The sequence below is a fragment of the Sphingobium tyrosinilyticum genome, from assembly GCF_042654265.1.
Lineage (GTDB): Bacteria > Pseudomonadota > Alphaproteobacteria > Sphingomonadales > Sphingomonadaceae > Sphingobium > Sphingobium tyrosinilyticum.
The window spans coordinates 205025-231862 of sequence record NZ_JBHSFZ010000030.1; the positions used below are offsets into that span (position 1 = coordinate 205025).

The 26838-nt window shown below is 61.6% G+C and carries 23 protein-coding genes and 1 pseudogene; 13 read left to right on the forward strand and 11 right to left on the reverse strand.

Annotated features, from left to right (window positions below):
- Positions 1-13 precede the first annotated feature (13 nt).
- Complete coding sequence (locus tag ACFO3E_RS14325) at positions 14-736, forward strand: YjbE family putative metal transport protein (protein ID WP_066525855.1); 723 nt, start codon at positions 14-16, stop codon at positions 734-736.
- A gap of 21 nt (positions 737-757) precedes the next feature.
- Here ACFO3E_RS14325 and ACFO3E_RS14330 read toward each other — a convergent pair.
- The 3 genes and pseudogenes from ACFO3E_RS14330 to ACFO3E_RS14340 form a co-directional block, all read right to left on the reverse strand.
- A pseudogene (locus ACFO3E_RS14330) lies at positions 758-1777 on the reverse strand (phytanoyl-CoA dioxygenase family protein).
- A 30-nt stretch (positions 1778-1807) separates the two neighbouring features.
- The gene (locus tag ACFO3E_RS14335; protein ID WP_225870511.1) at positions 1808-2776 is read right to left on the reverse strand and encodes a quinone oxidoreductase family protein; all 969 of its coding nucleotides are present in this window, start codon (positions 2774-2776) and stop codon (positions 1808-1810) included.
- 15 nt (positions 2777-2791) lie between these two features.
- Positions 2792-3490, reverse strand: a complete 699-nt coding sequence (locus ACFO3E_RS14340) for a dienelactone hydrolase family protein (RefSeq protein ID WP_380805488.1) — start codon at positions 3488-3490, stop codon at positions 2792-2794.
- A 147-nt stretch (positions 3491-3637) separates the two neighbouring features.
- Between ACFO3E_RS14340 and ACFO3E_RS14345 the strand changes: the two genes are divergently transcribed.
- The 7 genes from ACFO3E_RS14345 (at position 3638) to pepN (ending at position 12102) form a co-directional block, all read left to right on the forward strand.
- Positions 3638-3892: a DUF6489 family protein gene (locus ACFO3E_RS14345; protein ID WP_066528915.1), complete on the forward strand. Its 255-nt coding sequence runs from the start codon at positions 3638-3640 to the stop codon at positions 3890-3892.
- Between the two features lie 7 nt (positions 3893-3899).
- Positions 3900-5177, forward strand: coding sequence for a tRNA uridine-5-carboxymethylaminomethyl(34) synthesis GTPase MnmE (mnmE, locus tag ACFO3E_RS14350; RefSeq protein ID WP_066528912.1), 1278 nt, complete (start codon positions 3900-3902; stop codon positions 5175-5177).
- A 58-nt stretch (positions 5178-5235) separates the two neighbouring features.
- Entirely contained in the window at positions 5236-7086 is a 1851-nt protein-coding gene (gene mnmG / locus ACFO3E_RS14355) for a tRNA uridine-5-carboxymethylaminomethyl(34) synthesis enzyme MnmG (protein ID WP_380805491.1), read from the forward strand.
- Complete coding sequence (gene rsmG / locus ACFO3E_RS14360; protein WP_380805493.1) at positions 7083-7724, forward strand: 16S rRNA (guanine(527)-N(7))-methyltransferase RsmG; 642 nt, start codon at positions 7083-7085, stop codon at positions 7722-7724. Before mnmG ends, rsmG begins: the two co-directional genes overlap by 4 nt.
- Complete coding sequence (locus tag ACFO3E_RS14365) at positions 7721-8503, forward strand: ParA family protein (protein WP_380805495.1); 783 nt, start codon at positions 7721-7723, stop codon at positions 8501-8503. Before rsmG ends, ACFO3E_RS14365 begins: the two co-directional genes overlap by 4 nt.
- Positions 8500-9426, forward strand: coding sequence for a ParB/RepB/Spo0J family partition protein (locus ACFO3E_RS14370; protein ID WP_066525845.1), 927 nt, complete (start codon positions 8500-8502; stop codon positions 9424-9426). The genes ACFO3E_RS14365 and ACFO3E_RS14370 overlap by 4 nt, the downstream gene beginning before the upstream one ends.
- A 75-nt stretch (positions 9427-9501) precedes the next feature.
- Complete coding sequence (gene pepN, locus ACFO3E_RS14375; protein WP_380805497.1) at positions 9502-12102, forward strand: aminopeptidase N; 2601 nt, start codon at positions 9502-9504, stop codon at positions 12100-12102.
- A gap of 37 nt (positions 12103-12139) precedes the next feature.
- Here pepN and ACFO3E_RS14380 read toward each other — a convergent pair whose 3' ends face one another.
- Genes ACFO3E_RS14380 through ACFO3E_RS14395 form a run of 4 tightly spaced genes read right to left on the reverse strand, consistent with a single transcriptional unit; the run spans position 12140 to position 15707 of the window.
- Positions 12140-12748, reverse strand: coding sequence for an ABC-type transport auxiliary lipoprotein family protein (locus tag ACFO3E_RS14380; RefSeq protein WP_380805500.1), 609 nt, complete (start codon positions 12746-12748; stop codon positions 12140-12142).
- A gap of 11 nt (positions 12749-12759) precedes the next feature.
- The gene (locus ACFO3E_RS14385; RefSeq protein WP_066525838.1) at positions 12760-13722 is read right to left on the reverse strand and encodes an MlaD family protein; all 963 of its coding nucleotides are present in this window, start codon (positions 13720-13722) and stop codon (positions 12760-12762) included.
- A gap of 3 nt (positions 13723-13725) precedes the next feature.
- Positions 13726-14598, reverse strand: a complete 873-nt coding sequence (locus ACFO3E_RS14390; protein WP_066528902.1) for an ABC transporter ATP-binding protein — start codon at positions 14596-14598, stop codon at positions 13726-13728.
- A complete protein-coding gene (locus ACFO3E_RS14395; protein WP_066525834.1) occupies positions 14598-15707 on the reverse strand; it encodes an ABC transporter permease in 1110 nt (369 codons plus the stop codon). Before ACFO3E_RS14395 ends, ACFO3E_RS14390 begins: the two co-directional genes overlap by 1 nt.
- Positions 15708-15805: 98 nt before the next feature.
- On the opposite strand from ACFO3E_RS14395, the gene ACFO3E_RS14400 reads away from it, so the two are divergent.
- Complete coding sequence (locus tag ACFO3E_RS14400) at positions 15806-16480, forward strand: HAD family hydrolase (RefSeq protein WP_066525832.1); 675 nt, start codon at positions 15806-15808, stop codon at positions 16478-16480.
- 2 nt (positions 16481-16482) lie between these two features.
- Here the strand turns inward: ACFO3E_RS14400 and ACFO3E_RS14405 are convergent, their stop codons facing one another.
- Positions 16483-17427 carry a 2-hydroxyacid dehydrogenase gene (locus tag ACFO3E_RS14405; RefSeq protein ID WP_380805504.1) on the reverse strand — a complete coding sequence of 315 codons (945 nt, stop codon included), beginning with the start codon at positions 17425-17427 and terminating at the stop codon, positions 16483-16485.
- Positions 17424-18749, reverse strand: a complete 1326-nt coding sequence (locus ACFO3E_RS14410) for a cystathionine gamma-synthase family protein (RefSeq protein WP_066525828.1) — start codon at positions 18747-18749, stop codon at positions 17424-17426. The genes ACFO3E_RS14405 and ACFO3E_RS14410 overlap by 4 nt, the downstream gene beginning before the upstream one ends.
- A gap of 157 nt (positions 18750-18906) precedes the next feature.
- Between ACFO3E_RS14410 and ACFO3E_RS14415 the strand changes: the two genes are divergently transcribed.
- A complete protein-coding gene (locus tag ACFO3E_RS14415; protein WP_380805506.1) occupies positions 18907-21318 on the forward strand; it encodes a ligase-associated DNA damage response DEXH box helicase in 2412 nt (803 codons plus the stop codon).
- Here the strand turns inward: ACFO3E_RS14415 and ACFO3E_RS14420 are convergent.
- Positions 21315-21743, reverse strand: coding sequence for a membrane-like protein (locus ACFO3E_RS14420; RefSeq protein WP_380805509.1), 429 nt, complete (start codon positions 21741-21743; stop codon positions 21315-21317). The two genes, ACFO3E_RS14415 and ACFO3E_RS14420, sit on opposite strands and share 4 nt — an antisense overlap.
- A gap of 210 nt (positions 21744-21953) precedes the next feature.
- On the opposite strand from ACFO3E_RS14420, the gene ACFO3E_RS14425 reads away from it, so the two are divergent.
- The 3 genes from ACFO3E_RS14425 to ACFO3E_RS14435 are packed head-to-tail and all read left to right on the forward strand — an operon-like array spanning position 21954 to position 24232.
- The gene (locus tag ACFO3E_RS14425) at positions 21954-22499 is read left to right on the forward strand and encodes a TadE/TadG family type IV pilus assembly protein (protein ID WP_066525820.1); all 546 of its coding nucleotides are present in this window, start codon (positions 21954-21956) and stop codon (positions 22497-22499) included.
- Positions 22496-22897 (forward strand): TadE/TadG family type IV pilus assembly protein, encoded by a 402-nt coding sequence (locus tag ACFO3E_RS14430; RefSeq protein ID WP_066525816.1) that lies wholly within the window; start codon positions 22496-22498, stop codon positions 22895-22897. Before ACFO3E_RS14425 ends, ACFO3E_RS14430 begins: the two co-directional genes overlap by 4 nt.
- Positions 22898-22912: 15 nt before the next feature.
- Positions 22913-24232 carry a TadE/TadG family type IV pilus assembly protein gene (locus ACFO3E_RS14435; RefSeq protein ID WP_066525814.1) on the forward strand — a complete coding sequence of 440 codons (1320 nt, stop codon included), beginning with the start codon at positions 22913-22915 and terminating at the stop codon, positions 24230-24232.
- Between the two features lie 34 nt (positions 24233-24266).
- On the opposite strand, the gene gyrB is transcribed toward ACFO3E_RS14435, so the two are convergent.
- A complete protein-coding gene (gyrB, locus tag ACFO3E_RS14440) occupies positions 24267-26774 on the reverse strand; it encodes a DNA topoisomerase (ATP-hydrolyzing) subunit B (RefSeq protein WP_066528899.1) in 2508 nt (835 codons plus the stop codon).
- Positions 26775-26838: the final 64 nt, after the last annotated feature.

The following is a 26838-nucleotide window of genomic DNA, read 5'->3' on the forward strand; positions in this document are numbered from 1 at the left end:
TCGTTAGGCCGCCATGCTCGACCTCATCACGACTGCCGCTGCCGCCGCGCAGGGGCTGGGCTCGCCCGCCGACATCTGGGGGCACATCGTCAACGATTTCAGCAATATCGGCTCTCCCGCCGCGCTGGCCGCCTTTGGCCAGGTGCTGATGATCGACGTCCTGCTGGCTGGCGACAATGCGATCGTCGTTGGCGCGCTCGCCGCGGGCCTGCCGGCGCAGCAGCGCCAACGCGTCATCCTGATCGGCATCATCGCCGCGCTGGTTCTGCGGATCGGCTTTGCGCTGGTCGTGACGCAGCTGATGCAGATTGTCGGCCTGATTCTGGCGGGCGGCCTGCTGCTGCTGTGGGTCGCTTTCAAAATGTGGCGGGAGCTGCATCCCAAGCGGGGTGGTGACACGCCCGGCGACACCAGCGACGACGATATTTCCGGTCTGCGCCCCGCCAAGAGCTTCGCCGCGGCGGCTTGGGCCGTGGCCGTTGCCGACGTTTCGATGAGCCTTGACAACGTCCTGGCGGTCGCGGGCGCGGCGCGCGATCATCCGGGCATCCTGATCATCGGCCTGATCCTGTCGGTCGCCCTGATGGGCGTGGCGGCAAATATCATCGCCAAATATATCGAGCGGTTCCGTTGGATCGCCTATGTCGGCCTTGCCGTCATCATCTATGTCGCCGTGAAGATGATCTATGAGGGCGTCGTCGATCATAATGTCGGCATATTGACGCTGTTTGGCTGAAGCTATGCGGCGAGCGACGGGTTAGTCGTCCGTCGCTCGCTTTAAGGCCACGGCGCGCCAGGGCTGATTGATCAATCCGCTCGCCATGTCCGCCAATCTTCAGCGCCAGCCAATCCGCCTTTCGGCAATGCCCGGTACCCTGCCGATATCCCAGCCGCGGAACGGCCGGAAGGGATTGTGGCGGCTGTAAGCCCAAATTTCCACGCGCGGCTCTGACGTGCTGGCGGGTGAGCGGGCATGGAAGCCGAAGGTGTCGGCGACGATCAGCGTATTCGCAGGCACCGCGAAGATCGTGGGCTGAGGCAGGCTTAGCCCCGCCAGTTCCTCCTCCCTGATGCGAAGCGAACCCCGGCCGGAAAGGCGGCAGACGCCGCCCCCGCCGCAAGGCTGCGGCTTTTTTCCCATGCCAGCCTTTCCGGCGTTAGCCTGTGCGAGCCCCTGACATAGGCGAAGGGACCCTGTTCGGCTCCAACGTCATTCAGGAAATACCACGCTTTCATAGCCGGGTGGAATGTGTCGGTATGGATCTGCAACTGCGGGTCGGGCGGCGCATCATGGCGATTTGGCAGGATCGACTGGAGGTAGAGTAGGGGCTCCATGTCAAAGCTCGCGATGTAGCGGGCAAGCGCGCCAGCGTGGATGCCGGGCGAAATGGCGAATAGTAGGGGCGCTATTCCGAAGCTCGACATCGATCGCTATACGGCGGGTGATCGTGTCGCCTTGCACCGTTTCCCGAGCCGCCCCGCGGAAGCCGAGTAGTTCCTGTCTGAGTTGCTGAAACAGCGCGGGAGGAAGGAAGTCACGGATCTCAACCACACCATCCCGCTGAAAGCTGTCGCGTTCATCCGGATGTACATGCGCCGCGAGGCCAGCACGCCGCCAGCGGGCCATTGCGTGGGCCGCACGCACTCGAGCGGCATGTAAGCCCAAGGCGTTTAGCCGGGCCGATCCGATGAGCGGGTTATCAATAAAGGATTTTGCGCCGGTGAAGAGTTGCGCCGCCCAAAATGGCGCGAGCAGTGCTTTGATCGGTAGATGCATATTCAGACGCCAAGGGAGCGTACAGACCGGTCATGGCACCAGCACAGTGCTGCCCACGGTCTGCCTTGCCTCCAACTGGCGATGCGCTTCGGCAACGTCCGAGAGGGCGAAGCGCTGGCCGATGAGCGGGCGGACCACGCCTCGTTGCATGCGCTCAAATAGGCGGGCGGTCACATGATCCAATTCTTCGCGCGTGGCGACATAATCGAACACGGTCGGGCGAGTGACGTAGAGCGAACCGGCGCGGCTTAATTCCAGCAGCGTGACCGGAGGCACCGGCCCTGAGGCATTTCCGTAGCTCACCATCATGCCGCGACGCTTCAGTGAGGCAAGCGACGTGCTCCAGCTGTCCTTGCCTACCCCATCATAGACGACGTCAGCGCCCCTGCCGCCCGTCAACGCTCGCACCTGATCGGCCAGTTCGGAGAAGGGGCCACAGAGACTGTGGTCGGCCGTCACCGTCGCGGCCTTTTTCGCTGAGCCGCTATGGGCGATGACGATGACGCCTTTGTCGCGCAGCCAGGGAACCAGCACGGATCCGACGCCGCCTGCCGCAGCGTGGACAAGCGCGACCTGGCCAGATTCCAGCGGCAGCACATCTTCGGCAAGCGCGCAGGCCGTCATGCCTTTCAGCATCATCGCGGCCGCTGCGTCCGTGCCGATCGCGTCAGGAATTTTGATGACGCGATCGGCTGCGACGATACGATGCGTGGAGTATGCACCCAATCCACCGGCAGCGCCGACCTTGTCCCCGACCTGGAGGCCCCCGACGCCCGCGCCCAGGGCCGCGACATAGCCCGCCCCTTCGACCCCCAGCGTCAGAGGCAGGGGTGCTGCGTAAAGGCCCGATCGGTAATAGGTGTCGATGAAGTTCAGGCCAATGGCGTCCTGCGCGATCAGCACCTCTCCAGCTGCAGGGCTGGGTGGGTCGAAGGCTTCCCGCTTAATTACTTCAGGGCCGCCCGTCGAGCGGGCTATCATGCGCCAGGCCTGTGTCATCGATGAACCTTCCAATCAGAGATGGGCGGCAAAGAAGTCCGCGGTACGCTTGTCCGCAAGCTGCGCCGCTTGCTCGTCCCGGCGGACCCCCATCTCCGCAGCGAAGCCATGATCGAGGCCTTCATAGTCATGAAGCGTGACGTGGCGATTATCCTGCAATCCATCATGCATCTTCTTTTGAGCCTCTGGCGGGACGAAGCCATCGGCGGTCGGGATGTGCAGCAGGACCGGCTTGCCGATAGCATGCTGTTCGCCGAGCAGATTGTCGATACCGACGCCATAATAGCCGACAAAGGCATCCCCGTCGGTACGACAGGCCGCCATGAAAGTGAGGCGGCCGCCGAGGCAGTAGCCCACCACGCCGACTTTACCGCCGCTGCCCAATTCCGCGCGAGCCGCCTTGATGGTCGCTTCGATGTCGTAGATTGCGCTGTCCTGATCGAGCTTCTGCATGTGGCCGATAGCGGTCTGGAACTGTTCAGGGATATCCGCGTCCAATTCGACATGGGGCTCATCCCGCCAGAACAGATCAGGAGCAAGGGCGAGATAGCCCTGCTGCGCCCAGTTATCGCATTTCCGCCGGATGCCTTCATTCACGCCGAAGATTTCCTGAATGACGATAATCGCCGCCCGGGGCTTCGCCGATGGGCGAGCCACATACACGTCAAACTGGCCGTCGCCTTCCAAAGCGGAGACCGAGCTATATTCTCCCATGGCGGAAATCCTTTCCCTTATGTGTGCTTATGCAGGCATAATCGCCTTTTCCGAGGTGGCCAACAGCCCAAAAAGCCAAATTATTTGCCTTTACGACCCATGTTGCGGCATGACGCTTGTCTGGCCGCAGCAAAAGGGTTGCCGACGATGAAAGTGACCGTGGACGTAGATTGCACCCCTGCCGAGGCCCGGACCTTCCTGGGCCTGCCGGACGTCACGCCAATTCACGATAAATATGTGAAGACGGTATTGGACAGTTTCGACGGCATCGCCAATGTCGAGCAGATGGAAACGATGTTCAAAAGCTTCTCCCCTTTGGGAGACGCAGGAATGCGGCTGTTCCGGCAGATGATGGATATTGGCATGGCGAGTGTTGCCGGGAAGAATGGCGACAAATCCTAAGCTGCATGTGACCGATACGATCTTCGCACTGTCGAGCGGCGCGCCGCCCGCCGGCATCGGCGTCTTAAGGGTCAGCGGCCCTTCGGCGTGTGAGGCGCTGGAAGCCTTGACGGGATCTGTGCCGCCGCCGCGCCGGGCGCGCTTGATGCTGCTCACAGACTTCCGCGACAGTGCTCCACTAGACCGGGCGCTGACATTATGGTTGCCTGGGCCGGGGACGGCAACCGGCGAAGATCTGGTCGAACTTCACTGTCATGGGGGACGGGCCGTCATCGCGGCGGTTGAGGATGCGCTCAGCGCACTGCCTGGGCTGCGCCCGGCCCAACCAGGGGAATTCACACGCCGCGCATTCGAAAATGGGCGGATGGACTTGAATGAGGTCGAGGGTCTTTCCGACCTGCTGGCGGCAGAAACACAGCAGCAGCGCCGCGCCGCGCTGCTCATGAGTGAAGGCCATTTTTCGCGCAGGATCGAAGGGTGGCAGGCGGCGCTATTGAACTTGTCTGCCATGGCGGAAGCGGCTCTCGATTTTTCTGACGAAGATGATGTGCCGGACGACGCGACCGAAAGGCGTATCACATCGAGCTTGGCCGACCTGGCGGATGAGCTTGGCGATTCGCTTAGCGCTCCCTCGGCGGAGCGGCTGCGGGACGGTATAAGGGTGGTGCTGGCGGGGCCGCCGAATGCGGGCAAATCAACTTTGCTGAACGCGCTCGTCGGACGGGAAGCGGCTATCGTGTCGGACATCGCGGGAACAACGCGTGACCGTATTGAAGTGCCGGCGGCTTTGGGCGGCACCGCCTTTTTATTCACCGACACGGCGGGTCTTCGGGAAAGCACCAGCGACGTAATCGAATCCATCGGGATGGACCGCGCGCGGGCTGCGGTTGAAGCCGCTGATATCATTCTGTGGCTCGGAGAAGCTGCTCAACTTCCACGCGCCGATGCGATCCAGCTTGCTGCTCAATGCGATCGCCAGGTGGCAGGGGAGGGGTTACCCATCTCAGCTCTGACAGGGGAGGGGATGGAACAGCTAATCGCGCTGCTACTGGACCGTGCGTCCAAATTGCTCCCATCGACCGGCGACTATGCGTTGCATGAGCGTCAACGGAAAGGCGTACGCCTCCTACGTGATCATGTTCAAGCAGCGGCAGGCAGCGCAGATCTTCTCATTATCGCCGAAGAATTGCGCCAAGCGCGCGAGGCTGTCGACCGGTTGACCGGGCGGGCAAGCACAGAGGATATGCTGGACCGGCTCTTTGCAGGATTTTGCATCGGCAAATAGCTTGTTCCACGTGGAACAGTTTTGACCATGGTGCCCTAACTCTGATATGGGCCGCGCCATGCGGACAGCGTTTGATGTGATTGTGGTAGGCGGTGGCCATGCCGGCTGTGAGGCTGCTGCTGCAGCGGCGCGCAAAGGCGCGCGTGTCGCATTGCTAACCTTTGAACGAGCCACCGTCGGGGCCATGTCCTGTAACCCTGCCATAGGCGGGCTCGGCAAAGGGCATCTTGTGCGCGAGGTGGATGCCTTCGACGGACTTATCGGGCGGGCGGCGGACGCGGCGGCGATCCACTACCGGATGCTCAACAGCAGCAAGGGCGCAGCAGTTCAAGGCCCGCGTATTCAAGCTGATCGCGCGCATTATCGCGCCGCCATCCATCGGATGATCGCTGCGCAGCTGGGGCTGGAGATGATTGAAGGCGAGGCGTCGGCGCTGCTGCTGACTAATGGCGAAGTTGGCGGATTGGAGTTGGCTGACGGGAGCCGCCTTGAGACGCGAGCCATAGTGCTTGCAACCGGCACATTCCTGGGCGGAAAACTGTTTCGCGGCGAGGATACCAGCGCAGGCGGCAGGACGGGTGAACGCGCGGCGGCGGCTTTGGGTGTTCAATTGCGCGGGCTGGGACTGCCGATGGGCCGGTTAAAGACCGGGACGCCGCCGAGGCTCGATGGCCGGACGATCGACTGGGCGATGTTGGATGAGCAGCCGTCGGACAGCGGCGCGTGGACGATGTCGGCATTATCCGCTCGGCGGTACTTGCCGCAATTAAGCTGCGCGATAACCCGCACCAACAATAACACGCACGACATTATCCGGGCTGGCTTGGGGCGGTCGCCTTTGTTCAGCGGCGCGATCGAGGGGAGCGGGCCGCGCTACTGTCCCTCCATTGAGGACAAGGTGATGCGGTTTGGCGACCGTGATGGTCATCAAATCTTCCTTGAGCCGGAGGGGCTCGCGGATCATCTCGTTTATCCCAACGGCATCAGCACATCTTTGCCCGCCGATGTTCAACTGGCGATGGTGCGCTCCATGGTCGGTCTGGAGAGCGCGCAAATTGTCGTCCCGGGTTATGCGGTTGAATATGACCATATTGATCCAAGGGCCTTGGACGCCAGCTTGGAAATGCGTGAGGTGCCAGGGCTGTTTTGCGCCGGGCAGATCAATGGCACGACAGGCTATGAAGAGGCCGCGGCACAGGGGCTGGTTGCCGGGGTCAATGCTGCGGCGCGTGCGCGTGGCGAAGAGCCGCTCATTCTCGATCGCGCGAGCAGCTATATCGGCGTGATGATTGATGACCTTGTGCTGCAAGGCGTCACGGAGCCGTACCGCATGCTAACGGCGCGGGCGGAATATCGCCTGCGGCTACGGGCGGACAATGCGGGGAGCCGCTTAGCGGAAATTGGACAGATGCATGGCATCATCGGTGCGGAACGAACGGCCTATTATGAGCGCCGAGCACGTCAGCGGCAAATTACGGTCGCTGAGATGGAGCGACCTATAACGGCCACAGAGATGGCCAAAGCGGGCGCCAACGTGCGGCAGGATGGAGCGCGTCGGACATTGTTCGAATGGGCTCGGTTTCCTGAAGTGTCCAGAGGGCTGCTATGTTCGATGGCCCCTTCGCTGGACTTGATCGAAGATGATTTACGCGACGAGATTCTCGAGGACGCTCACTATGCACCGTATCTCGAACGACAAGCGGCAGAGATAGCCGACCTAAGGCGGAATGAGCGTGTACTCATTCCCGCGGGTTTCGACTTTGCAACGATCGGCGGCCTCTCAAGCGAAATGGTCGAGCGGCTTGAACGGGCGCGCCCTGACACGCTGGCTGCGGCGGGACGCATACGGGGCATCACCCCGGCAGCTCTGGCCGCGCTTCTAGTTCATGTAAGGCGCCGCGCCGCATGACGGAAGAAGAAGCCAAGACTTGGCTGAACACGCAGTTACATGTTTCACGTGAAACAATGAACAAGCTCGAACGCTATGTTCGCCTTCTCTTGGCGGAGATGGATGTCCAGAATTTGATTGCTGAATCCACCCGAGGTCATGTTTGGGCTCGGCACATTGTTGATTCCGCCCAATTATTGCCTCTGGCTCATTCGGCCCTTGACGGGGCTTGGCTCGATTTAGGCTCGGGGGCAGGGCTGCCGGCTATCGTTATTGCCATTTTGGCGGACCGCCCCGTGCTGATGGTCGAAGCCCGACGGAAGAGGATCGACTTTTTATGCGCTGTAATCGCTGAGTTGGGACTAGATCACGCCCAGATATTTGGAGGGCGAGTAGAGACTGCCAAGACAGTTCCGGCGGCTGTAATCAGCGCGCGTGCCTATGCGCCCTTGCCACGGTTGCTGGCATCTGCTCATCATCTGTCAAGCGATCGGACAATCTGGCTGCTGCCAAAAGGACGAAATGCCGAAAATGAACTGGAGGCGGCGCGACCAACATGGCAAGGTGTGTTTCACGTGGAACGAAGCGTCACCGATCCAGATAGCGCCATCATCACAGCGCGCTCGGTAATGCCCAGGAGCAAGAAAGGTCGAGGATGATCCGAATTGCCATCGCCAATCAGAAAGGTGGGGTCGGAAAGACCACTACCGCTATCAATTTGGCGACCGGCCTAGCCGCCACCGGCCTGCGAGTGTTGCTGATCGACCTTGATCCGCAGGGCAACGCATCGACGGGGTTGGGGGTCAACCAGTCCGAGCGCGCCCGGTCGAGCTACGACTTATTGGTCGGAAATTGTGGGGTAGATGATGCGGTATTTCCTACCCGCGTGCCGAAGTTGGACATTGTACCCGCTACGCAAGATCTGTCGGGTGCCGAGATCGAACTGATCGAATATGAGGAGCGCACGCACCGGTTGGAACGCGTCCTGAATGAGGCACAGACAGGACGATGGGACATTTGCCTAATCGACTGCCCCCCCTCATTGGGTTTGCTGACGATCAATGCCATGGTCGCGGCCCAGTTTTTGCTAGTGCCATTGCAGTGTGAATTTTTCGCCTTGGAGGGCTTATCTCAGCTGTTGCAGACGGTGGAGCGAATCCGCGGGCGCTTCAATCCTGGCCTATCTATCATGGGCGTGGCGCTTACCATGTATGACCGGCGCAATAGGCTCACGGAACAGGTAGCCGATGACGTTCGCGCATGCCTGGGCGACCTTGTTTTTTCCACGGTTATTCCACGCAATGTCCGCTTGTCCGAGGCTCCCAGCCATGGGGTGCCCGCCCTTATTTATGATTTCCGCTGCTCAGGATCAGAAGCCTATATGCGTCTAGCCCGTGAATTGATCTCGCGCCTGCCTCGACAGGAGGCTGCAGCTTGAGCAACGAAAATGATGAGAAGTTGAAGGTTGGCAAGCGGCCACATGGATTGGGACGTGGCCTGTCGGCTCTGCTGGGGGATGTCGCTCGGGAAGAGCCCGTCGCTCCGACGACGCCCTCTGCCTCGACCAAAGCCATTCAGAGCATTGAAGTCGCGCTGATCCAGCCTCATCCGGAGCAGCCCCGCCGCCACTTCGACGAGGGCGCCTTGGCCGAACTTGCTGACAGTATTGGCAAGCGGGGCGTCATCCAGCCCATCATCGTGCGCCCCCATGGTGGTGGTTTTCAGATCGTGGCTGGGGAGCGGCGCTGGCGCGCGGCGCAGCGGGCGCAATTGCACCGAATCCCGGCGATCGTGCGGGACTTCGATGAAGCGGAAACGTTGGAAATCGCGCTGGTCGAGAATATTCAGCGCGAGGATCTGAACCCCATTGAAGAGGCAGAAGCCTATCGCAAGCTGATTGCCGACTTTAATCACAGCCAGGAAGCCCTGGGACGCCTGGTCGGCAAATCGCGCAGCCATATTGCTAATCTTATCCGCCTGCTCGATTTGCCCGCGGCCGTGCAGCAGCAGGTTGTAGAGCAGAAGCTCTCCATGGGTCATGCCCGCGCGCTGATCGGCGCGCCGGATTGCGAGGTGCTTGCCCGCACTGTCGAGGCCAAGGGTCTGTCGGTGCGCCACACCGAAGATCTGGTCCGCCGCACGAAGAAGGGCGATGGAGCGCCACCCCGCGCCCTCAATGTAGCGGCTTCGAACGGGAAAGATGCTGACATCGAAGCGCTGGAGCAGCATTTGGCTGACATTTTGGGGCTGAAGGTGGATATCGCCCATGGAGAAGGCGCGGGCGGCACCTTGTTGCTGCGCTACTCGACACTGGATCAACTCGATATGCTGTGTCAGCGCCTGTCCGGGGAGCGGATCTGATCCGGCAGACTAGCTCGGCGTAATTAGATCGCTGCGCTACTGGCCTTTTGGTGGGCGGCTTCTTAGGTTGCAGTCATGGCCGATATGCAATCCACCAACGCCGCCTCTCCCGCAATCATCCGCCGCCAGGACTACCGGCCGCCGGATTGGTTGGTGCCCGAAATCGACCTGGATTTTGCGCTCGACCCCGCACGCACTCAGATACGCGCGGTCCTGAGCGTTGCGCGTAACGGCGCTCATGACCGCTACCTGAAGCTTGATGGCGATGGCCTCGTCCCGTTGGAAGTGAAGGTGGATGGCCGTCCGCTGGAAAGCGGGGAGTGGACATTGGATGGCGGCGCCTTGATAATTCCGCTGACGGGCGACGCGCATCAGATTGAAACACTCGTCGAACTCGCGCCGGAGAATAATAGCAAGCTGATGGGGCTCTACGCTAGCGGCGGGCTTCTTTGTACCCAGTGTGAGGCAGAGGGTTTCCGCCGCATCACTTTCTTCCCGGACCGGCCGGATGTGCTGTCGCGCTATTCAGTGCGCATGGAGGCGGATCCGGCGCGTTTTCCGGTTCTCCTGGCCAATGGCGATCCGATTGAGCAAGGCAGTTCGGCGGATGGGCGGCATTGGGCGCGATGGACCGATCCTTTCCCCAAGCCCTGCTATCTCTTTGCACTGGTGGCTGGAGATTTGGCCTGCAATGCGGACAGCTTCGTGACGATGAGCGGCCGCGAGGTGAAGCTCGGCATCTGGGTGAAGGAAGCTGACCTGCCCCGTACCGGGCATGCGATGGAGGCTCTCAAAAACAGCATGGCATGGGATGAGCGCGTTTATGGGCGCGAATATGATCTGGACGTGTTCAACATCGTCGCCGTCGCCGATTTCAACTTCGGCGCTATGGAGAATAAGGGCCTTAACATATTCAATTCACGTTATATTCTGGCGGATCCGGAGACGGCTACCGACATCGACTATGATGGGGTTGAGGGGGTCGTAGCGCATGAATATTTCCACAACTGGTCGGGTAATCGGGTCACGTGCCGTGACTGGTTCCAACTGTCGCTGAAAGAAGGCTTTACGGTCTTTCGGGATCAGAATTTTTCGGCAGACATGGGCAGCCATGCGGTCAAGCGGATCGAGGACGTCCGTGTTCTGCGCGCCGCGCAGTTCCAGGAGGATGCCGGGCCGCTTGCGCATCCGGTGAGGCCGGAATCCTATATTGAGATTAGCAACTTCTACACCGCGACCATCTATAACAAGGGAGCGGAACTGATCCGGATGATGGCGCTGATGCTGGGTCCTGAGCGGTTCCGGGCTGGCAGTGATCTCTATTTCAAGCGGCACGATGGCCAGGCGGCGACCTGCGAGGATTTTGTCAGGGCCATGGAAGAGGGGGGCGGGATCGACCTTGGTCAGTTCCGCCGTTGGTATGAACAGGCCGGGACGCCGCATGTCCGCGCCACCCTGCGACATGATGAAGCGACGCAAACCGTCGAACTGTTGTTGGAGCAAAGCATGCCGCCGACGCCGGGACAGCCGGACAAGCAGCCCATGGCGATACCCCTGCGGACTGCCCTTTTTGATAGGATCGGGAGCGCGCACAAGGGCGAAGAGCTGTTGATGCTGACCCAGCCGCAGCAGAGCTTTACCTTTGGCGGTTTCGCTGAGGCCCCTGTACTGTCGATCAATCGTGGCTTTTCCGCGCCGGTGATCGTTGCGACGGACCGTAGCCAGGGCGATCTAGCGTTTCTGTCGGCCCATGACGATGATCCCTTCGCCCGCTATGAAGCTATGCAACAGCTCATGGTCAATGTGCTTGTCGGCCGTATCGCGGGGCAGAATGTTGATGAGGCGGCGGTTGTTGCGGCGATCCGTGACACGGTTGTCGATCCGCATCTCGACCCCGCCTTTATCGCTGAGGCAATCCGCCTGCCGAGCGAAGCCTATCTTGGCGATCAGATGGCGAAGGTGGATCCGGATGCGATCCACATTGCGCGCGATGCGCTTCAACGGCGGATCGGGCAAGAGTTGGAGCCGCTGTGGCGTGACATTCATGCGAGGACCAAGGCAAACAGCTTTTCGCTCTCATCCGCTGCCAAGGGCGCGCGCAAGCTGCGGAACACGGCGCTGATCTGCCTCGTCGCGTCTGGCGTGCCGGATGGCGCGGCAGTCGCCTTTTCGCAATTCGACGAGGCCGACAATATGACCGAACGGCAGGCGGCGCTCGCGACGCTCGCCAACGGGGCCAGTGACGAGCGGGAAGCGGCGCTGGATATTTTCTATAATCGCTACCGCAATGACGCGCTGACACTGGATAAATGGTTCCAGACGCAGGCTTTCGCCCTCCACCCCGATACGGTCGATCTGGTGGAAGAACTGGGGCGGCACCCGGATTTCACCCTGTCCAATCCCAATCGGGTCCGGTCGCTTTACGGCGCCTTTGGGGGCAATCAGTGGGCGTTCCATCACAGGTCGGGCAAGGGATACCGGCTGGTCGCCAACTGCATTATCGCACTGGACAAGCTCAACCCGCAGACCGCGGCGCGGCTGGTGCCGCCGCTGGGCCGGTGGTGCCGGTTCGATGATGAGCGCGCGGCCCTGATGCGGGGAGAGTTGCAGCGCATCCTGGCTGAACCTGGTCTGTCGAAGGACGTGACCGAGCAGGTGGGCAAGAGTCTGGAATAGGGTGATTGTCATCCCGGCCAAGCCGGGACGACAAGGGTTAGCGGCCGGTGGCCGCCAGCCAGGCCGCTACGTCGCTCGCGACCTTGTTCGCAGCCTGGTTTAGCGGAACACCGATATTCCCGGCATCAATCTTGCCACCCACCGGAGCGCTGGCGGTGAAGCGTTGGCGGGCGAGGGCGGTGCCGCCTGGGCCAGCGAGAATGGCGTCATAGGTGACAACGGCATTGTTGCTGGATTCGTCGAGCCCGAATTCGACCAGTTCGCCCATCAGCCGTTGGCCGGCATCCGCCGAATATTGGCCGGGATCGAGGACGATGCGATTGCTGGTCGCGGCGATGGTTTCCGACAGCAGCTTCTGGAACAGATGACGGGGCGTGTCGGCCCATTGCACTTTCGTCACATAGGCGATCGAGGTCGGCGATGTGCGCACAGGCACGCGAACCGTGTCCAGCAGCTTGGGCGCTTCGGGATCGGCGACCGTGATCGTCGAGCCTGCGGACACGGTGCGTAGCGTTCCCGGCGCTACCTTCTGCGCCGCATCCAGAGACAGCAGCCGTTCGGGAGGCTTGCCGCCGAAGGAGACGCAGCCGGAAAGCGCGGCAACCAGGGCTAGGGCGAGCGGAACAGGTTTCTTGTGGAACATCATCTCGCTCCCTCTCATGGCTTGTAATCGGGCAGTTTGGGTGATCCGACGATCGAGCCCGCGCCCTGCTGATCGAGCTTTTCGGCGACGCCGCGGAAGGCGCGCGACATTTCACGAAGGTCGCGCACCAGCTGATTCACTTCGGGCATCGTCTGGTTGCTGAACGCGCGAACCCCCGGCTGCGCTTCGGCGATCGTCTTGTCGAGCGTGTCTATGCTGCGGGTTGCTGACTGCACGCTCTTGCGGAGATCAGCCATCAGCGGCTTGCCTTCATCCGTCAGCATGGAATCCGTGGTCGCGGCAAGCTTACCAATTTGCTCGGCGGCGATGCCGGTGCGCTGAACGGCGACGCGTGCCTCGGCTAGCGTCGCGGCGATTTCGGGGCTGCGGTCGGCAAGCGCCCCGGAGACACGCTCGACATTGGCGAGGATGCCGGCAATCGACTGCTGATTCTTGTCGTTCAGCAGCTCCGTCAGCCGTTCCGTCAGGGTCGATAGCCGCTCCAGCAATTGCGGCGCATTGTTGAGCAGTTCGCCCAAAGCGCCGGGCTTGGTCGGGATGACGGGAACGCCATCGGGGCAGGCGGAGAGCGGGTTTTCGGCAGGGCAACCGATGGGCGGCGCGCCCTTCACTGCGCCATCCAGCACAATCTCGCTGACGCCGGTGAAGCCGACGCCCGCTATGGTCGCGGTTGTGCCCTGAAGGACTGGCGTCCCCTCCTTCACGGAGATGCGTACTTTCACGAAGCTGGGATCGCGCTTCCACAATTCGATCTTCTCGACCTGGCCGGAAGGAACGCCCGAATAATTGACGCTCGATCCTTTAGCGAGGCCGTTCACCGACTGTTTGAAGAAGATGTCATATTCCATGTTGTCGCCCTCCGAGAGGCGCGAAAACCAGAAGGCGGCGATCATGATCGCTGCCAACAGGAGCAGCGTGACCGTGCCCACCAGCACATGGTTGGAGCGGGTTTCCATATCCTATCGCCTTCCGTCCGATGGCTGTTCGGCCGTCTTCTCTCGCTCGCGGGTCACGGCCGCGGTCGCGGCGCGGCCACGAGGACCGTTGAAATATTCCTGGATCCAAGCGTGATCGGTCGCCAGCAGCTCGTCGATGGTGCCGACCGCAATCACTTTCCTGTCCGCCAACACCGCAACCCGGTCGCAGATCGAATAGAGCGTGTCGAGGTCATGGGTAATGAGGAAGACGGTGAGGCCCAGCGTCTGCTGCAACCTGCGCGTTTGATCGTCAAAGGCCGCCGCGCCGATGGGGTCGAGCCCGGCGGTCGGTTCGTCAAGGAACAGCAGGTCCGGATCCAGCGCGAGCGCGCGCGCCAGACCAGCGCGCTTCTTCATGCCGCCCGACAATTCGGCGGGATATTTCGGCCCCGCCTCAGCGGGCAAGCCGGTCAAGCGGATCTTGTAGGCCGCAATCTCGTCGCGCAGTTGGGAACCGATATTGGGGTAATATTCGCGGATGGGCACTTCGACATTTTCAGCGACCGTGAGGGTCGAGAAGAGCGCGCCCCCCTGGAACAGCACGCCCCAGCGCTTGCGGATGGCGAGCGCCTCATCGTCCAAGCGGCCAATCATGGATTCGCCGAAGACGCGGACTTCGCCTTCATCGGGCGTTTGCAGGCCGATGATCGACCGCATCAGCACCGACTTGCCCGTGCCCGATCCGCCGACCACGCCCAAAATCTCGCCCTTGCGCACGTCGAGGTCGAGCCCTTCATGGACGACCTGGTCGGCAAAGCTGTTTTTGAGATTGCGCACCGAGATGGCGATGTCGCTTTTTTCGACAGCCTTGTTGACGCGAGCCTCCTCGGCGGCGACTTCCTCCTCCTCCGCCATCAGTTCCAGCCCAGCCAAGTGAAGAATACGGCGAAGAAGGCGTCTATGACGATGACGAGGAAAATCGCCTGAACCACGGCCGACGTCGTGCGGAGGCCAACCTCCTCGGCATTGCCCTTCACCTGCATGCCCTGGAAACAGCCCGCGAGCGCGATGATAACGCCGAAGACGGGCGCTTTGAGCAGGCCTACCCAGAGATCGGTGATGGGGACCACCTCACGCAGCCGTTGAACGAAGGTGATGGGCGGAATGTCGAGGGACACGGCGCAGAGGAAACCGCCGCCGATCACTGCCACGACCGAGGAATAGAAACCGAGCAGCGGCATCATGACGACGACTGCGAGCGTTCGCGGCAGCACCAGCGCTTCCATAGGCGACACTCCGATCGTGCGCATCGCATCGATCTCCTCGGTCAGCTTCATCGTACCGAGCTGCGCCGCAAAGGCGGAGCCGGAACGGCCCGCCACCATGATGGCGGTCATCAGCACGCCCAGCTCACGGAAGGTGAGACGGCCTACGAGATTGATCGTCAGCATCTCCATGCCGAACTGGCGCAGCTGGACCGATCCCTGTTGGGCGATGACGATGCCGATGAGGAAACTCATCAGGCCGATGATGCCGAGCGCCGATACGCCGACCACTTCGAACCGCTGCACCACCGCGTTAACGCGGAAGCGACTAGGATGGCGGATGACGTTCCAGGTCGCCAGCAACGTACCGCCGAAAAAGCCGACGAGGCCGAACAGGGTGGAGCCCGCGGTGACGACGGCTTCGCCGATCTGACCGACGACGCGCTGCATGGGTGGGACATAATCGGGTCGGATATTGACCGGCTCGTCCAGCTTTCCAACCGCCTCTATCAGCCGCTGCACATCGTCGCCGCCGCCGGTGACGTCGCAATTCAGCCGCTTGGCGGTGCGGTGCACGGTCCAGGCGCCGATCGTGTCCATATGATCGACGTCAGACAGATCGATCGCCGCGACAGGTCCAGCAACAGCCTCCAGCCGCGAGGGGAGATCACGCAGGCATGCAATGGAGAGATGCCCTAGAAGCCGAATGACAGTACCGCCATCGCGCGTTTCTTCGACAAGATCGGCGGCTTTGTTCATCAAGGCGGTTTAGTGGTCCATTATCGGTTGCACGGCAAGCCGAAACGGCCCATCCGCACGATAGAACGACAGCAGGACCCAAAAGTTTCGGAAACGGCATGACGCACCGTCTCGCAATCTACGACATGGACCGCACGGTGACCTTTTCCGGCACCTATACGGGCTTTCTGATCCACGTTGCCAGGGCGATGGCGCCATGGCGGCTGGTGCTGTTTCCCTGCGTCATTCTGTTGATGCTGGCTTATGTAGTGAAGCTGATCAGTCGCCAGCGCCTGAAGGAGCTGAACCAGGCGCTCATGATCGGCTATAATGTCGAGCGGACCAAGCTGATGCCGCATGTCGAAAGCTATGCGGCCAAAGTGTTGGCGACCAATGTTCGCGCAGGGGCGCTCGCCCAGATTGCGCGGGACAAGGCGGACGGTTACCAGCTGGTGCTCGCCACGGCATCCTACCGTCTCTATGTCGAGCCGATTGCGCGGCGGCTGGGTTTCGACGCGGTGATCGCAACCGATCATCTGAGCCAGGACCTGCGTTATGTCCGCGCCAAGATTGCGGGCGAGAATTGCTATGACACGGGCAAGCTGCGGATGATCAAGGCGTGGATGGCCGCCGAGGCAATCGATCGCGCCCAGGCGCAGATCCGCGCTTATTCGGACCATGTGTCGGATGCGCCGATGCTGGAGTTTGCCGACCTGCCCTTTGCTTCCAACCCGCATAAGCCGCTGGCGAAGCTGGCGGCACAGCGCGGCTGGACGCGGGTGGACTGGTCCTGAGGTCAAGCGGGACCCTCGGTAACCGGCGACAGTAGCGGTTTCCCCGCAAAATAAGCCTCAAGATTGGCGAGCAGCATCTGCGCCATGCGCCCCACCGCTTCATCGGTCGCCCCGCCAATATGTGGCGTCAGGACGCAGTTCGGCACGTCGGCCCAACCAACGGCGGGCGTCGGTTCCTGCTGGAACACATCAAGCGCAGCGCCGCCCAGGCGGCCGTTGCGCAGGGCGTTTTTCAACGCGCCTTCGTCCACCAGCTGTCCCCGCGCCACATTGATGAGCAGACCTTCCGGGCCGAGCGCATCCATGACGGCGGCATCGATCATGCCGCGATTGTCCTCATCGGCGCGCGCGGTGACGAGCAGAATGTCGCTTTCCAGCGCCATCGCCTCCAGGCTTTCTGCGCGCGGCCAGGAAAGGCCGGGCTTGTCGCGCGGTCCCCACCAATGGATGCGCATCCGCATAACCTCGGCGCGGCGGGCGACCGCCAAGCCGATATGCCCCATGCCGACGATGCCCAGTCGTGCGCCGCCCATGGAGCGAGTGCGCGTCTTCGATTCCGGCGTCCAAAGTCCGGCGCGCAACTGCCGATCGCCTTCGACGATCCAACGGCGGTGGGCCAGTATCAGGCCGATCGCATGGTCAGCCACATCTTCCGCATTGGCGTCTCCCCCATGCGTCACGGCAATGCCGCGCTGGCGTGCCACCTGAAGATCGACGCCGTCATAGCCCACCGTGAAACAGGCGATGAGGCCGAGCTGCGGCATGGAGTCGAGCAGGGCGGTAGGAAGTGCAAATTCACCAGCCCAGATGATGGCCCGCGCCTCGCCCCGCTGCTCCTCTCCTTCATCCTCCCACAGAGGCAGCGCATCATAGTGCGGCTGTAACAGGGGCAATAGCGGTTTCAGCAGCGGCTGGCCGATCAGGATGACGGGGCGGCCCAAGCTCATCCCACCGCCTTCAGCGCCTGGGCGAAGTCGGCGATCAGGTCGTCGGCATCCTCGCAGCCGATGGAGATCCGGACCATATTGTCGCCGATCGCCAGCGCCTTCTTGCGTTCGGCGGGCACGGACAGATGCGTCATCGCCGCTGGATGGCTGGCGAGCGTTTCCGTGCCGCCCAGGCTGACCGCGAGCTTGGCGATTTTGAGCGCGTCGAGAAAGGCGAAGGCTTCCGCCTCGCCGCCCTTGAGGTAGAGCGAGAAAGTGGACCCCGCGCCGGTGCAATGCCGCTGGTAAATGTCGGCCTGCCGCTCCGTTTCGGGGAATCCTAGATAGACGACCTTTTCGACCTGCGGCTGGTCCTTCAGCCAAGCACAGACCTTGGCGGCATTCTCGCCCGCGCGGGTCATGCGCAATTCCAGCGTTTCCAGGCTGCGCAACAGCATCCACGCGCTGTGCGGGTCCAGGATCGTCCCGATGGTATTACGCATCAGCCGGATCGTGTTGATGAGGCCATTGGGGCCGAGTACGCCGCCCGCCACCAGATCGCTATGACCCCCCGCATATTTGGTGAGGCTGTAGATCACCAAGTCCGCGCCATGGGCAAGCGGATGATGCCACAGCGGGCCAAGGAAGGTGTTGTCGATCGCGACGGGCGGCACATGCGCTTCACCGCCGAACAGTTGATCGCGCCGCGCCACCACTGCTTCCACATCGACCAGCACATTGGTGGGATTGGCCGGGCTCTCCAGATAGATGAGGGCGACGCGGCCCAGCGCCTTGGCCTGTTCGATGACCGCGCCAATCTCCTCTTCCGTCGCGCCCGCGGGGAAATCGAGCCACTGTACGCCGAACTTGCCGAGGATGCGGCCGATCAGCGCTTCGGTCGCGGCGTAGAGCGGCGCTGAATGGACTATGACGTCGCCGGGCTGCACCAAGGCAAGCAATGTCGTCGCGATAGCGGACATGCCGCTGGAAAAGAGCAAGGCGTCCTCCGCCTCTTCCCAGACAGACAGCCGGTCTTCGGCAATTTCCTGATTGGGACCGTTGAAGCGGGAATAGACGAGCCCCTCGGCGCCGCCCGGCCTGATGCCGGTCACGCCCTCGAAATGGCGCTTGCCCGCAGCCGCGCTTTCGAAAGCGAAGGTGGAGGTGAGGAAGATCGGCGGCTTCAGCGAGCCTTCGGACAGGGTGGGATCATAGCCATGGCCCATCATCAGGGTCGCGGGCTTCAGCTTGCGGCCGCCAATCTCCATGATCGCGGGTTTGGGACGTCGGCGGTTGCGGGCGGGTTCCGCACCAGTGAGATCGGCCTCGGTTTCGCCGGTCATCGTATTTCTCCTGCTTGGGCGGCATTCTGCTGCGCCGCATCGATTGCAGTGTAACGCCTTGGCAGGGCAAAGGGCCACAACCGCATGGCGGCGCTCGACAGAATGGATCGCTCGCCCGGCCCGTGACAGCGCTTGCCCGGCACCCTACATCCCGTTCATGAGCCAAGCCCTACCTGAACCGCTGGAGCAATGGTTCACCTCTCGCGGCTGGACGCCGCGCCGTCACCAGATGGACATGCTCGCCGCCGCGCGCGTCGGGGATCATGCGCTGCTTGTGGCGCCCACGGGGGCGGGCAAGACGCTGGCGGGCTTCCTGCCGACGCTCGTCGATCTGATCGACAGTCCCGGTGAGGGGCTTCATACCCTCTATGTCTCGCCGCTAAAGGCGCTGGCGGTGGACGTGCGCCGCAATCTGCTGACGCCGATCGAGGAAATGGACCTGCCGATCCGGGTGGAAACCCGGACAGGCGACACGCCATCCGATCGCAAGGCGCGGCAGCGGGCGCGGCCGCCGCAGATATTGCTGACCACGCCCGAATCGCTTTCGCTGCTCCTGAGCTATCCGGACAGCTTCCTGATGTTCGCACAACTGCAGACCGTGATCATCGACGAGGTTCACGCCTTCGCGACGCAGAAGCGCGGCGACCTGCTCAGCCTGTCGCTTGCGCGGTTGCAGAGGATCAACCCGGACTTGCGCCGCGTGGCGCTGTCGGCGACGGTCGCGGATGTGGATGCCTACCGCGCCTGGCTTGCGCCCGATGGAGACATCAACAGCGTGACGCCGGTCATCGGGGAGCAGGGGGCCGATCCCAACGTCGCCATATTCATTCCCGAGGGGCGTATTCCCTGGTCGGGCCACTCGGGCAAATATGCCGCGAAACAGGTGATGGCGGAAATCGAGCGGCGGCAGACGACGCTGGTTTTCTGCAACACGCGCGGGCTTGCCGAACTCATCTTCCAGGAACTGTGGACGGTGAATGAGGCGAACCTTCCTATCGCCATCCATCATGGCAGCCTGTCGGTCGAAGCGCGGCGGAAGGTCGAGAGCGCAATGGCGGCGGGGAAGCTGCGCGCGCTCGTCGCAACCGCCAGCCTCGACCTGGGTGTCGATTGGGGCAATGTCGATTGCGTGATTCAGATGGGCGCGCCCAAGGGGTCCTCCCGCCTGCTCCAGCGAATCGGCCGCGCTAATCACCGGCTGGATTGCCCCAGCGAAGCCATTCTGATCCCCGGCAACCGCTTTGAATATCTTGAAGCCCGTGCCGCGCTCGATGCGGTGGAGGAGGGGGAGCGCGACGCGGACGACTTCCGCCCCGGCAGCCTGGATGTCCTGGCCCAGCATGTCATGGCGCTGGCCTGCGCCGCGCCCTTTCGTGAAGAGGAGCTGCTGTCGGAGATACGTTCCGCAACGCCCTATAGCGCGCTGACCGACGAGGGGTTCGCCAACGTCCTTCACTTCATAGAGGGGGGCGGCTACGCGCTGCGGGCCTATGATCGTTTCAAGCGGCTGATGCGTGAGGCCGACGGACTATGGCGCGTCTCGCATCCGCGCTTCATCCAGCAGCATCGGTTGAATGCGGGCATCATCGTCGATCAACCCGTCCTCGACGTGCGCTTCGCCAATGGCCGCAAGCTCGGCACGGTGGAGGAGGGGTTCGCCGCGACATTGCGTCCGGGCGACAGCTTCTTCTTCTCCGGCACTGCCCTGGAGGTGGTGCGCATGGACCTGACCGACCTTGTCGTGCGCGCCACATCGAAACAGGCGCGAATCCCCGCTTGGGGCGGCACCCGCATGGCCATGTCCACGCGGCTTGCCGACCGGGTCCGTCATTTCCTAGCGGAGCCGGAGGAATGGCGCCGCTTCCCGGACGATGTCCGCGATTGGCTGGAAGTGCAGAAATACAGGTCCGCCTTGCCCGAGCCGGGGCAGCTGCTGATCGAGACATTCCCGCATGAGGGGCGCCATTATCTGGTCTGCTACAGTTTCGAAGGGTGGAACGCGCACCAGTCGCTGGGCATGCTGCTGACCCGACGTATGGACGCGCAGGGGCTGATGCCGCTTGGCTTTGTTTCGAATGACTATGCGCTGGCCGTCTATGGGTTGAAGCCCGTGACGGATCCGCAAAGCCTGTTTTCGGCCGACATTCTGGATCATGAATTTGTCGAATGGGTGGAGCAATCCAGCTTGCTCAAGCGGGCCTTCCGCGATGTTGCAGTGATCGCGGGACTGATCGAGCGGCAACATCCCGGCAAGCGCAAGACGGGACGGCAGGTCACTTTCTCGACCGACCTCATCTATGAGGTACTGCGCAAATATCAGCCCGATCATCTGCTGATAAAGGCTGCCTGGGCCGATGCCCGGGCACGGATGACGGATGTGGGGCGGCTGGGCGACCTGATCGACCGCGCGTCGGCGACGATGCTGCATATCGATCTCGACCGGGTGAGTCCTTTGGCCGTACCCGTATTGATCCTGATCGGCCGCGAACAGGTGGCGCAGACGGCGGCGGAAGATGCCTTGCTGATCGAAGCGGAAGCGCTGGTGGCCGAAGCGATGCGGACGGACTAGAAATCCTCGCGGACGCCGCCGCACCCTTTCAATGTTCCTTCGCCGAAAGACACTGCGACGCGGTCGGCCCAATGGGCGTCACTCATGCCGTCGCTGCAGGGGCCTTCCGTGACGATTATGGAAAAGCCGTCGCCGATGTAACGAACCGTACGGCCGTCGTCCGCGCGGGTGATGGGGTAATGCGCAGGTGACTTGTCGGGGCGCTCCAGCGTGGCCGTCGATCCCTTGACCGTTACGGCCCAGAAGGGCTCCGTACCCAGCGCGCGATAGCGAGTCTCGTTGCTGAGTGGAGTCGTATCGACGGGAGTTGGCGCGGGCGAAGCCGATTCGCGAGGCGTAGAAGACATAGCGACCTGTGGCACAGATGGTTGGGCGGCGATCACCGTTTGAGCAATCGGCGCATCATTAGTGCTTAGGTCCGCCATCGTTTCTTTACGGCCGCACCCGGTTAAAAGCAGCATGCCCGTAATAAACAGCCATGCTTTCATACTTCGCCTCCCTTTTAGCAGTTTATAAATATATCGTTGGGTATATATGGACTGTTAGCGTAGGTCTTAATTCGTAATTAACCACGCTATTTAAGCAAATGCACAGCATGCGCGAGTAGAAAATCCTCTGTGTTTGGTGGATTTTTCATGCTGCATGCCATTTCAGGCCGATTGCTGCGGCCCCAGCTGGGGAGCCGGCGGCGTTTTCAACGCGCTGGCGACACAGCATTATCCCCTCGCAGGCTTTTTGCCGCGCTGTTCAGCGATGCCAACGGCGTTGCTCTGGTCGAAACGGCAATGGTCGCGCCGTTTCTTGCCCTCACCATCATGGGTACGGTTGATATCGCCCGCTACGGCGCTGCCAAAATGAAAATACAACAGGCTGTAAATCGCGGCCTGGAAATGTCGTGGATGGGGGGCAAGGATATCGCCGTAAGCGATATACAGGCGCAGGCGGCGGCCCAGGCGAATGTCGATGCGGCGGGGGTAACTGTCACCCAGACACTGGAATGCGGCGGAACTGCGACTAGCTGGAGCAGCACATGCGCTTCGGGTGAAACGGCGCGCTACACGCAGATTCAGATTTCAACGACCTTCACGCCGTCCTTTGCGCTCAGCCCCCTGACGCGAGCGCTGGGTAATTCTAACGGAGTGGTGCCCATTTCCGTGACCGGAGTGCTGAGGATACAATGAGGTTCTTGCGCCTCCTCTGCAAGCTCGCGCTGGACTGCCGTGGTGTCGGCGTGCTCGAATTCGCGCTCGTCGCGCCGGTCCTGCTCGGCATGCTGATCGCTATCCCGGCGCTGGGCGTCCTCTTTTACGCGCAGGCGGGACTGCGGAGCACCGTCGAAGACGCGGCGCGATATGCGACCACATGGCCCAAGCCCAGCGAGGCCGACATTCAGGCGAGAATAGCGGCCAAGCGATTCGGGATGGAACCGGCGAACATCGTCGCGCCGACCGTCACCTTCACAAGCGGAACGCCGAGCTACGTCACCATCACGATGGGCTATAATCTGACGATAAATTATGTGCTCGGCAGCAAGACCATCGCGCTGTCGGAAACGCGCAGAGCCTATGTCATCAGCTAAGCCGAGGACCTGACCATGCCATTCCTCAACCGCCTTGCCGGTCTTCGCACGCTCTGGTCCGACGCGCGGGGCAATGCGCTCATGCTGACTGCCCTGGCGCTGCCTGTCGCAATCGGCGCAGCGGGTCTCGGGGTCCACACGATGCAGCTGGCGCATGTAAAGCGGGAATTGCAGCGGGAGGCTGACTCTGCGGCGATGGCCGGAGCCTATTCGCTCTATCAGGACCAGACAAATAGCACCGCCACTGCACAGGCGAACAAAGCGCTGACGCAGAACCCCCTTGTTCCGAGCGCAACCGCCACGATCACGCCCGGGGCCTATACGAGCGGCAGCACTACCTACGCATCAGCGATGTATGTGCGCCTTGTCAGCACTCAGCCGACCCCCCTCATGGCATTGTTCGGCCGCTCTACATCCGATGTAGCCGCCGAAGCGCGAGCTGCGGTGGTTTCCGATGGAAAGGTCTGCTTCTTTGCCAAGGAAAGCGGCAACAACACCGGCATTACTTTCGCGGGCAATTCGACCTTAGATCTGGGGTGCGGCGCAGGGACCAACTCGATCGCCACGAACGCCGTGAATGTGAACGGTCAGCCTACGGTGAGGGTGTCGCCGATCGTCGCCATGGGGGGGATTCCTTCATCGACAGCATATGCAAGCGGCACATTGCTAATGCCCAATCACGCCGCATTGACCGACCCGCTAGCAGGCAACAATTATGATCCCAGCACCAGCGATGTTTCGAACGGCGCGTGCAAAATCAATAACAATACTTGGAAAGTTATCGACGTTCCGTCTGGAACGACCGACGACGGATCTACTCATCCGCCGGGCTGTTATGGAACCATCAACGTTCAGGGCAACCTCACACTGTCGTCTGGAACCTACTATTTAGCTAATGGCGCCAACAATGCCGGTCTGCAGGTAGGAGCTCAGGGTCATCTCACTTGTTCGGGTTGTACGTTTGTGCTCACCAGCACTACGCCAAACAACGCGAACAGCTTCGCAACTATGGACATCAATGGAGGCGCGGAGGTTGATCTTACTCAATCGACCAGTGGCACCTATAATGGCATCACCATATACCGGGACAGTAGGGCGGCAGCGAGCAATCAATGCTGTCAGATCAATGGAAATTCAAACTCGACGCTGAGCGGAGCCTTCTATTTCCCCAACGATACGCTGACATTCAACGGCACGTCAGGCATGTCACTAAACTGTTTTCAGATGGTCGCGCTGCGCCTCTCCTTTAGTGGCAATGCGACCATTACTAATACGTGCGATCTACCCGGCGGGAACAACAAATGGTCGTTGACTGCGGTCCGGCTGATAGGTTGAAGCGGCTATCAAATAACCGCTTCAACCCGAAAAATCACACATCCAGATTAGCGACGTTCAGCGCGTTGTCCTGAATGAACTCCCGGCGCGGCTCGACCACATCGCCCATCAGGCGTGTGAAGATTTCGTCGGCGACGTCCGCCTGTTCGACCTCTACCCGCAGCATGGAGCGATTGTCCGGATCCAGTGTGGTTTCCCACAGCTGTTCCGCATTCATCTCGCCCAAGCCCTTGTAGCGCTGGATCGATAAGCCCTTGCGCCCGGCGGTCAGCACCGCTTCCAGCAATTCGCTCGGCCGCGTTACTGCCACCGCGCCCTTCGCCAAGACCGGCAGATCATCCTCGCCTGCCTCCTCGGCGGCGGCAGCGGCCTTGGCGGTTACGAGGCGGCTGGTGTTACGATAGCTGTCGGCTTCCTCGGCGGCGATGGTGTGCAGCTTGCGCGCCTCGGCCGATCCGATAAAGCCATGTTCGATCATGTGATGATCGGTGACGCCGCGCCACAGACGTTCGAAGTGGAAGCCGCCCTCTTCGGCGACCCGCCCGCTCCAGTTGCCCTCATTGTCCTGCGCATCCATCCACTTGACCGTGTTGTCCAGGCGCTCGGCCTGCGCGTCATTGCTGAGTTCCGGATCGAGCGCGCCGTTGATCGCCAGCGCCTCTATGATCGCGGGATTATAGCGGCGCGGCACATAGCGCATCACCGCCCGCATCCGCCGTCCATGCTCGATCAATGAACGCAGGTCGTCGCCCGACCGCTTCCCTTGGGTCGTTTCCAGCGCCATGGATTCGACGCCATTATCGACCAGATATTGTTCCAGCGCCGCTTCATTCTTGAGGTACACCTCGGACCGGCCACGCGTCGCCTTATAGAGCGGCGGCTGGGCGATATAGAGATGCCCCGCCTCGATGATCTGCGGCATCTGGCGGTAGAAGAACGTCAGCAGCAGCGTGCGGATATGCGCGCCATCGACGTCGGCGTCGGTCATGATGACGATCTTGTGGTAGCGCAGCTTTTCCAGGTTGAAATCGTCGCGGATGCCCGTGCCCATCGCCTGGATCAGCGTGCCGACTTCCTTGGACGAAAGCATCCGGTCGAAACGGGCGCGCTCGACGTTCAGGATCTTGCCCTTCAGGGGCAGGATCGCCTGATTGTGCCGGTTGCGGCCCTGCTTGGCGGAGCCGCCGGCCGAATCACCTTCGACCAGGAAGAGTTCGGACTTGGCGGGGTCGCGCTCCTGACAGTCGGCGAGCTTGCCGGGCAGCGAGGCAATGTCCATCACGCCTTTCCGCCGGGTCAGTTCACGCGCCTTCTTCGCGGCCTCGCGGGCGGCGGCGGCATCGATCACCTTCTGCACGATCATCTTGCCGTGCTGCGGGTTCTCTTCCAGCCATTCCGCCATCTTGTCGGCCATCAGGCTTTCCAGCGGCTGGCGGACTTCGGAGCTGACCAGCTTGTCCTTGGTCTGTGACGAGAATTTGGGATCAGGCAGCTTGACCGAGACGATCGCGGTCAGGCCCTCGCGCATATCCTCACCGGTCAGCGACACCTTCTCCTTCTTCAACATGCCCGACTTGTCGGCATAATTGTTGAGGGTGCGGGTCAGCGCGGCGCGGAAGGCGGCCAGATGCGTGCCGCCATCCCGCTGCGGGATGTTGTTCGTGAAGCAGAGGACATTCTCATAATAAGAATCGTTCCACTCCAACGCTACGTCGATGGTCACATCGTCGCGGCTGCCCGAAATCGCGATGGGATCGGGCATCAACGGCGTCTTGTTGCGGTCGAGATATTTCACGAAGGCCGCGATGCCGCCTTCGTAGAACAGCTCGATTTCCTTCTTTTCCTCGTGCCGTGCGTCGATCAGGAACAGCCGCACGCCCGAGTTCAGGAACGCCAGCTCGCGGTAGCGATGCTCCAGCTTCTCGAAATCGAATTCGGTGTGATTCTTGAAGGTGCCGCCGTCGCCGGGGACCTTCTCGGTCGAGGGGAGGAAGGTGACGCGCGTACCCTTTTTCCCCTCGGGTGCGTCGCCAATGACCTTCAGCGGCGCGACGGCATCGCCATAGGCAAAGCGCATATAATGCTCCTTGCCGTCCCGCCAGATATTGAGATCCAGGAACTCGCTGAGCGCGTTCACCACGCTGACGCCGACGCCGTGCAGGCCGCCTGAGACCTTGTAGGCATTGTCGTCGTTGGTGTTCTCGAACTTTCCGCCCGCATGCAGCTGGGTCATGATGACCTCCGCCGCCGACACGCCTTCTTCCTTGTGAATGCCGGTCGGAATGCCGCGCCCATTATCCTCCACGCTGACCGACCCGTCGGGGTTGAGCGTGATCAAGATGCGGTCGCAATGTCCGGCCAGCGCCTCGTCGATCGCATTGTCGCTGACCTCGAACACCATATGATGCAGGCCCGACCCGTCATCGGTGTCGCCAATGTACATGCCGGGCCGCTTGCGCACGGCATCCAGCCCTTTCAGGACCTTGATGCTGTCGGCGCCATAGGCGTTGCTGTTGGGGCTGTTCTGACTTTCCTCGCTCATGGCGAGCATATAGGGACATCCCCTAAGAAACTAAAGCGAAACATGGCATCTTCCGCTTGTCCCC

Coding starts and splice junctions, on each gene's coding strand:
- ACFO3E_RS14325 (WP_066525855.1), top strand. CDS start 14: ATGCTCGACCTCATCACGACTGCCGCTGCCGCCGCGCAGGGGCTGGGC.
- ACFO3E_RS14335 (WP_225870511.1), bottom strand. CDS start 2,776: ATGACACAGGCCTGGCGCATGATAGCCCGCTCGACGGGCGGCCCTGAA.
- ACFO3E_RS14340 (WP_380805488.1), bottom strand. CDS start 3,490: ATGGGAGAATATAGCTCGGTCTCCGCTTTGGAAGGCGACGGCCAGTTT.
- ACFO3E_RS14345 (WP_066528915.1), top strand. CDS start 3,638: ATGAAAGTGACCGTGGACGTAGATTGCACCCCTGCCGAGGCCCGGACC.
- mnmG (WP_380805491.1), top strand. CDS start 5,236: ATGCGGACAGCGTTTGATGTGATTGTGGTAGGCGGTGGCCATGCCGGC.
- rsmG (WP_380805493.1), top strand. CDS start 7,083: ATGACGGAAGAAGAAGCCAAGACTTGGCTGAACACGCAGTTACATGTT.
- ACFO3E_RS14365 (WP_380805495.1), top strand. CDS start 7,721: ATGATCCGAATTGCCATCGCCAATCAGAAAGGTGGGGTCGGAAAGACC.
- pepN (WP_380805497.1), top strand. CDS start 9,502: ATGGCCGATATGCAATCCACCAACGCCGCCTCTCCCGCAATCATCCGC.
- ACFO3E_RS14380 (WP_380805500.1), bottom strand. CDS start 12,748: ATGATGTTCCACAAGAAACCTGTTCCGCTCGCCCTAGCCCTGGTTGCC.
- ACFO3E_RS14385 (WP_066525838.1), bottom strand. CDS start 13,722: ATGGAAACCCGCTCCAACCATGTGCTGGTGGGCACGGTCACGCTGCTC.
- ACFO3E_RS14390 (WP_066528902.1), bottom strand. CDS start 14,598: ATGGCGGAGGAGGAGGAAGTCGCCGCCGAGGAGGCTCGCGTCAACAAG.
- ACFO3E_RS14395 (WP_066525834.1), bottom strand. CDS start 15,707: ATGAACAAAGCCGCCGATCTTGTCGAAGAAACGCGCGATGGCGGTACT.
- ACFO3E_RS14400 (WP_066525832.1), top strand. CDS start 15,806: ATGACGCACCGTCTCGCAATCTACGACATGGACCGCACGGTGACCTTT.
- ACFO3E_RS14405 (WP_380805504.1), bottom strand. CDS start 17,427: ATGAGCTTGGGCCGCCCCGTCATCCTGATCGGCCAGCCGCTGCTGAAA.
- ACFO3E_RS14410 (WP_066525828.1), bottom strand. CDS start 18,749: ATGACCGGCGAAACCGAGGCCGATCTCACTGGTGCGGAACCCGCCCGC.
- ACFO3E_RS14415 (WP_380805506.1), top strand. CDS start 18,907: ATGAGCCAAGCCCTACCTGAACCGCTGGAGCAATGGTTCACCTCTCGC.
- ACFO3E_RS14420 (WP_380805509.1), bottom strand. CDS start 21,743: ATGGCGGACCTAAGCACTAATGATGCGCCGATTGCTCAAACGGTGATC.
- ACFO3E_RS14425 (WP_066525820.1), top strand. CDS start 21,954: ATGCTGCATGCCATTTCAGGCCGATTGCTGCGGCCCCAGCTGGGGAGC.
- ACFO3E_RS14430 (WP_066525816.1), top strand. CDS start 22,496: ATGAGGTTCTTGCGCCTCCTCTGCAAGCTCGCGCTGGACTGCCGTGGT.
- ACFO3E_RS14435 (WP_066525814.1), top strand. CDS start 22,913: ATGCCATTCCTCAACCGCCTTGCCGGTCTTCGCACGCTCTGGTCCGAC.
- gyrB (WP_066528899.1), bottom strand. CDS start 26,774: ATGAGCGAGGAAAGTCAGAACAGCCCCAACAGCAACGCCTATGGCGCC.